Genomic DNA, 5,889 nt, shown 5'->3' on the forward strand with positions numbered 1-5,889 from the left:
CCTTGGATCAAATCTGATGCGCGCGAATGGATGGATTCACGTCCTGTTCTATGTGTGATAATGTCCTTTATCATACATAGAACAGGCCGTGAATCTTGGCGGCTAGATATTGTCACTTATGTCATTTATTGCGTTTGCGGCGTTTATGCCCTACTTCAAGGGAGAAGGAGTCCACCATGAACATGCTCGCCCATCGCCAGATGCCGCCGACACCGCAGGATGCCGCCATAGCGCGCCTGTCGGGCCAAGTGCTTGCCGGCTATGCCCGCCAGAAACGCCCGCTGACCTTGCGCGTGCGCGACGCCGAACAGGAGAAGCCCATAGAGCTGCCCGCCGGCGCGGTGTCGCTGCTCATGGATATTCTCGACGCGATGGCCGCCGGTCGCGGTGTGACGATCATTCCCGAGGATGCGGAGCTGACCACCGTGCAGGCGGCCGACATGCTCAATGTCTCGCGCACTTTCCTCATCAACCTGCTCGATACCGGCGTGATCCCGCATCGCAAGGTCGGCACGCACCGCCGTATCCGCATGGAAGATTTGATGGCCTATAAGGCCCGTGACGACCGCGACCGGGAAACCGTGCTGGATGAACTGGCCCGAGAGGCCCAGGAACAGGACATGGGCTATCGTCACGCATGAGCCATTATACGGCGCTGCTGGACGCTAACGTCCTCTATCCCGCCCCCATGCGCGATCTGCTGATGCAGATTGCCGTTACCGATCTGTTCAAGGCCAAATGGAGCGCGGACATTCATCGCGAGTGGATCGAGGCGCTGGTACGCAACGAACCGCACCGCGACCGAGCCGCGCTGGAACGCACGCGCGACCGCATGGACAGGGCGATGCGCGACGCCCTTGTGACGGGCTATGACACGCTGATTCCATCTCTTGATTTGCCCGATCGCGGCGACCGGCATGTGCTGGCCGCCGCGATCGTCGGGCGCTGCGACGTGATCGTGACGCAGAACCTCAAGCATTTTCCCGCTTCGTCCCTCGCGTCCTATGGCATCGAGGCGCAGCATCCCGACGAATTTCTGACCAGCCATTTACACCTCGCACCCGGCGTCTTTTGCAGCGCCGTTGCAAAGGTGCGCGCCCGTCTTACCGCGCCGCCCTATACGGTCGAGGAATATCTCGCGATCCTGACCCGGCAAAGCCTGGTCGGCACCGTCGCCGAGTTGGCGCCATTTTCAAACCTTCTCTGAAAGGCCCGGAGCTGCCGGCAACCACCCATCTTGGCCATTTATCATGGCATCATGTGGCCAAATAGCGTGGCACTCAACATAATTTTTGTGCACCCGAAAATCATTGCTTCCTCGATTTAATGGGTGTACGCTATTTGCTATGGAAATCGAGTTCGACCCGGCCAAGGATGAAGCCAATATCGCCAAGCACGGCGTATCCTTGCGAGCTGCGGAAGATTTCGATTGGGATACGGCGTTTGAGCGCGAAGATGATCGCTTCGATTATGGAGAGGTTCGTTTCGTCGGCATGGGCCTGATCGGTGATCGCCTGCATGTGCTTTTTCACCGAAGGCTCTCATGACGATGCGGTGCGCGCCATCAGCCTACGCCCAGCAGAGAAGCACGAAGTGAGGTTCTATCATGGCCAAGTTTGATCCGAAGGTTCACGATGACAATCCGCCGATGGATGCGGCGTTCATGGCCGGGATGAAGCCTTCCCGGCGCGGGCGGCCGAAGTCGGAAGCGCCGAAGGTGGAGGTGAAAATCCGACTGGATGCAAAGACGGTGGAGCATCTGCGCGGCAGCGGCCCCGGATGGCAGACCCGTGTCAATGCCCTGCTGGGTCAACTCGTTGCAACGGGGCAGCTTTGATTCGTCTGACTGATCTTGAGGCGGCTTCATAATGCGCGCGGTTCACGACAGCATTGAGGGTCCGTTCGCGATTGGCGAGGACATGGCGCTCTATGGCACCATCACCGGCAACGCGACCCTGCAGGGCGGCGTGCGGTTCATCCTGCACGGCACGATCATGGGCGACTTGACGATCGAGCCGAAGGCACGCGCCATCCTCCACGGCACCATAGCGGGGCGCATCTACAACAAGGGCGGGCGGGTCGAGATATTCGGCATGGCCGGCGCGGTCGAAAATCTCAGCCGCCATGCCGAGACGATCATTGATCCTGGCGCGCATGTCCGGGGTGGACGACCGCGCCGCGAGGGGAGCGCGCGCGCATGAGCGGGATCGCCCACACGGCACCCCCGCAGCGCCGGCCTGTCATTCGCGCCGTCAGCTTCGATGAAGTCGGCGCGGCAATCGGCCGTTTGCTGCCCGTCGCTCTGCCCGCCACGCGCGCGGCCGAGACCGGCGCATCGCGCAAGGTGGCCGATTTCCTCCTGGCCTGGTGGAACGGCGACGAGTGCGGCCATTTCCCGATCCTGCACCTGTGCAACCTCGATGCCGTCATTGCCGAGGATATGCTGACGATCATGGCCTGGCTGGCGCAGGAGCCGACGACCTACGCCGACGCATGGGGCTACCGCGACGCGATGGGCGGCCTTTGGGTGCGCTATCGCGGCGACCCAGGCGAGGCCGTTTAAACGATCCCGAGATCCACCGCCGAAGGAAGCGATATGGACGACGACGAGGCTTTCGCTGACAACTACGCCGAGCGCGACCAGGCCAAGGCGCTGCGCGAGCAGGCCCGTGCGGGCGGGCTACGCTTCGAGGCGTATCTGACCGGCGATCAGGCCGATTGGCTGTTGGAGCGGGTCGAGCGCGGCATGTTCGTTGATCCATCCGAGGCGGTGTTCGCGATCGTCCAGAACTTTCGTGAATTGGAGCCGTACCGCGACCTACGCGACGAGTTGCTAGGCCGGGTGCTGGACGCATCGGCGGCCGAACTGGAATCGGTCCGCCCCGCCGACGAGGTGTTTGACGAGCTGCGCCGGGAGCTGGCGCAGCCGTGTCCCGAACCGGCGCGCTGGGAGAAGATTGCACGATGAACCAGCTCGCCCTCCTGCCCTCGCCCACGCTGGCGCTGCCGGCACTGATTGCGGCGGCCGACGACGCAACGCGGCTGCGCTTCCTTGAGTTCTTTGCCGTCACCATCCGCAACCCGCACACACGCCGCGCCTATGCGCGCGCGGCGGGCGACTTCCTGGCCTGGTGTGAGGCGCGCGGCGTCGCCTCCCTTGCCGGCGTGCAGCCGCTCCACGTCGCGGCCTGGATCGAGGCGCTGGGGCGCGAGCTGGCCGCGCCCAGCGTCAAGCAGCAACTCGCCGGCGTGAAGCATCTGTTCGATTGGCTGGTGACGGGCCATGTCGTGCCAGTGAACCCCGCCGCGTCGGTGCGTGGGCCGGCGCATAGCCAGCGGCGCGGCAAGACGCCGGTGCTGGCCCCCGACGAGGCGCGGGCGTTGCTCGACAGGATCGACGTGACCACCCATGCCGGCCTGCGCGATCGGGCGCTGATCGGGTTGATGGTCTATTCGTTCGCGCGGGTCGGCGCGGCGCTGGCGATGCGGGTGGAGGACGTGTTCGTGCAGAACCGCCGCCTATGGGTCCGGCTGCACGAAAAGGGCGGCAAGCGCCATGAGATGCCCTGCCACCACAATCTTGAGCATTACCTGGCCGAATATCTCGACGGCTGCGCGCTGAGCGACGATCGCAAGGGGCCGTTGTTCCGCACGATCGGACGCAAGACCAAGCGACTAAGCGATACCCCCCTGCCCCAGCCCAATGCGTTCGCGATGGTGCGCCGGCGCGCGGCGGCGGCCGGGATCGGCACGGCGATCGGCAATCACAGTTTCCGCGCGACCGGGATCACCACCTATTTGAAGAACGGTGGCACCTTGGAGACGGCCGCGACGATGGCGAACCATAGCTCGACGCGCACCACTCAGCTCTACGATCGCCGGCCCGATGACGTGACGCTGGACGAAGTGGAGCGCGTGCTGATCTAGCGTCTCGAAATTCGAGGGTTTTTCCTGGAAGTCGGCAAGGATGACGGGCTGCGCCTCTCGACCTTCTCCCGCTTCAATTTCAACAGCGGAAAGGGGAGCTTGAACGCCGATCTGTTCTATCCGCTGCCACGATTGTTGGGCGGGGGACCCGATTTTTATCTCTTTGGGCAGTCTTTCATCGGCTATGGTGAGCATCGTCATCTGGGCTGCCGACAGGCGGAGCGCGACCTCATGAGCACGGGGCCACATGAACTTTCTGCGCTCGAGACGCTTCGCATACACGCATAGCCCAGACCCGTCCCAGACTAGGGCCTTCAACCTGTCGCCCCTTTTCCCGCAGAACAGGAAAACCGCCCCCGAGAATGAATCAAGCTGGTCGAGGCAAGCATCTCGCCAACAGAGGCGGCAAAGCAGCTCGGCATCGGCTGATCGACCATCTATAGAGAAATGCGCCGCCTCGGCGTGGAAAGGCCTGTCTGAATGTCCAGACCAAAATCTGCCCATGATCTTTCGGGCCTGATGAAATATGTGGATCGTGAGCCCTGGGATGAAGCGATGGCCGAAATGCTGTCCGCACATCTGGAACCGGCGTGCGAGGCAACGGGACTGGAGCCCGACGCCATATTCGAAATCATCGGCGATCACTGGCAAGGGTCGCTATGGGGCTGCGCCTTTGAAGATCTGCTCACGCAGGAACTGGAACCGGACGGTGGCAATCTGGTCGATGACTATCTCAAGCGGCGGGGCTGGAACGAAAAGGCGCCGAACAAGGCCTATATGCGCGCACTGCGCGATACGGTCATGTCGCTCTATGAGGTGAGCGAGGTTCTGCCCGGCCAGTCGATGACCTTGCGCGATCTGCTGCGCGACGTTGCCCCGGTGACGGTGCGGGAACACGGTGCAACCCAGACCCTCGTCAACTGGGACAAGATCGCCGCAAGGATTGTTGACGTGAACGGTCGCCACGGCATTTCCGGAGCGCTGCTGCCGTTCAGTGCTGAAGGTGCCGCACGCGTAATCGACGCATTTTCCCGACTTTCCGACGATGTTCAGGACACTGCCGGATTGCCCCCCCTCGACCGGGACGCTCTCCTGCGGGCATCGGGACCGATGTTCACGAATATGTGGCTGCTCGATTGCCTGGGCAAGGCGATGCCCGGCAGCACTCCGGATATGATCAACGCGGACGGCGATGATCTCGTATTCCACCGAATCATTTTCCCTCTGGCAAAGGGCGTGATCGGCAAGAGCGTGGCCAGAAGGCTGGACGCAGCCCCCTGGCTTGAGCCTGCCAGCGACAGTTTCTGGAACTGGCTGGCTCCAGTCAAAAAGGGCGGGAAGTCCCAATCAAGCAAAGGCAAGCAGGCCTTCGTCACAACGATGGAAGACGACACGCCGGTTTTCGCCAATGTGGAACTGACAGGCCGCAAGCTGATCGTCGAGGTGAACAGCGCCGCCCGTGCGGAACAAGCGATTATACAGATACGCGAATGGCTCGGTGATTCCGTCAGTGCTCCCATGACTGAAATTCGGACACTGGCCCAGATCATGGCCGATGATGCAGCACGCGCCCCGCAGGACGAGACGCTGGATATACCGCCACACGAAATGGAGCGCATCGTTCACGACATGCTGACCCGTGAATATACGAAAACGCTCGATGAGCCGGTTCCTGCCCTCGGCCACAAGACTCCGCGTGCTCTAGCCCGCACAAAGGCCGGACGGACGAAAGTGGCCGACTGGCTCAAATATATTGAAAACGGCGCGGCAAAATCCGACGCTGCCGATCCGATGGGCACCTATGACTTCACATGGATGTGGGCAGAGCTGGGGCTCAGCGACCTCCGGCGGTAACGGCAATCACGCCATTCTTGATATGTTCTCGCTTAGACCCAATGACTGCCGGGAGCCATTTTGGCTCCGATCTGCGTTGCTCGCCTGGGGGTCAGAGCAAAGGAGATA

The 5,889-nt window shown here is 62.1% G+C and carries 9 protein-coding genes and 2 pseudogenes; 10 read left to right on the forward strand and 1 reads right to left on the reverse strand.

The window, feature by feature from the left end; all coding sequences use genetic code 11:
* The first annotated feature begins 176 nt into the window (after nt 1-176).
* The 9 genes and pseudogenes from L3X40_RS20605 to L3X40_RS20645 form a co-directional block, all read left to right on the forward strand.
* Nucleotides 177-641, forward strand: coding sequence for a helix-turn-helix domain-containing protein (locus tag L3X40_RS20605; protein ID WP_030092865.1), 465 nt, complete (start codon nt 177-179; stop codon nt 639-641).
* Nucleotides 638-1,207, forward strand: coding sequence for a PIN domain-containing protein (locus tag L3X40_RS20610; RefSeq protein WP_030092866.1), 570 nt, complete (start codon nt 638-640; stop codon nt 1,205-1,207). Before L3X40_RS20605 ends, L3X40_RS20610 begins: the two co-directional genes overlap by 4 nt.
* Before the next feature lie 139 nt (nt 1,208-1,346).
* Nucleotides 1,347-1,547 carry a BrnT family toxin gene (locus tag L3X40_RS20615; protein WP_231746350.1) on the forward strand — a complete coding sequence of 67 codons (201 nt, stop codon included), beginning with the start codon at nt 1,347-1,349 and terminating at the stop codon, nt 1,545-1,547.
* Nucleotides 1,548-1,606: 59 nt separating this feature from the next.
* A complete protein-coding gene (locus L3X40_RS20620) occupies nt 1,607-1,837 on the forward strand; it encodes a BrnA antitoxin family protein (RefSeq protein WP_030092868.1) in 231 nt (76 codons plus the stop codon).
* Nucleotides 1,838-1,868: 31 nt separating this feature from the next.
* The gene (locus L3X40_RS20625; protein ID WP_030092869.1) at nt 1,869-2,201 is read left to right on the forward strand and encodes a hypothetical protein; all 333 of its coding nucleotides are present in this window, start codon (nt 1,869-1,871) and stop codon (nt 2,199-2,201) included.
* Nucleotides 2,198-2,563, forward strand: coding sequence for a DUF7673 family protein (locus L3X40_RS20630; protein ID WP_030092870.1), 366 nt, complete (start codon nt 2,198-2,200; stop codon nt 2,561-2,563). Before L3X40_RS20625 ends, L3X40_RS20630 begins: the two co-directional genes overlap by 4 nt.
* Before the next feature lie 33 nt (nt 2,564-2,596).
* A complete protein-coding gene (locus tag L3X40_RS20635) occupies nt 2,597-2,968 on the forward strand; it encodes a hypothetical protein (RefSeq protein WP_030092871.1) in 372 nt (123 codons plus the stop codon).
* Nucleotides 2,965-3,927 carry a tyrosine-type recombinase/integrase gene (locus tag L3X40_RS20640; protein ID WP_059153565.1) on the forward strand — a complete coding sequence of 321 codons (963 nt, stop codon included), beginning with the start codon at nt 2,965-2,967 and terminating at the stop codon, nt 3,925-3,927. The genes L3X40_RS20635 and L3X40_RS20640 overlap by 4 nt, the downstream gene beginning before the upstream one ends.
* A 15-nt stretch (nt 3,928-3,942) precedes the next feature.
* Nucleotides 3,943-4,215: pseudogene (locus tag L3X40_RS20645) on the forward strand (hypothetical protein); the annotation flags it as partial.
* Here L3X40_RS20645 and tnpB read toward each other — a convergent pair.
* Nucleotides 4,174-4,506, reverse strand: a pseudogene (gene tnpB, locus L3X40_RS22605) (IS66 family insertion sequence element accessory protein TnpB); the annotation flags it as partial. The pseudogenes L3X40_RS20645 and tnpB overlap by 42 nt on opposite strands.
* Here tnpB and L3X40_RS20650 point away from each other — a divergent pair.
* Nucleotides 4,408-5,781: a DUF2384 domain-containing protein gene (locus L3X40_RS20650; RefSeq protein WP_059153566.1), complete on the forward strand. Its 1,374-nt coding sequence runs from the start codon at nt 4,408-4,410 to the stop codon at nt 5,779-5,781. The pseudogene tnpB and the gene L3X40_RS20650 overlap by 99 nt on opposite strands.
* Nucleotides 5,782-5,889: the final 108 nt, after the last annotated feature.

This window comes from Rhizorhapis sp. SPR117 (assembly GCF_021742065.1).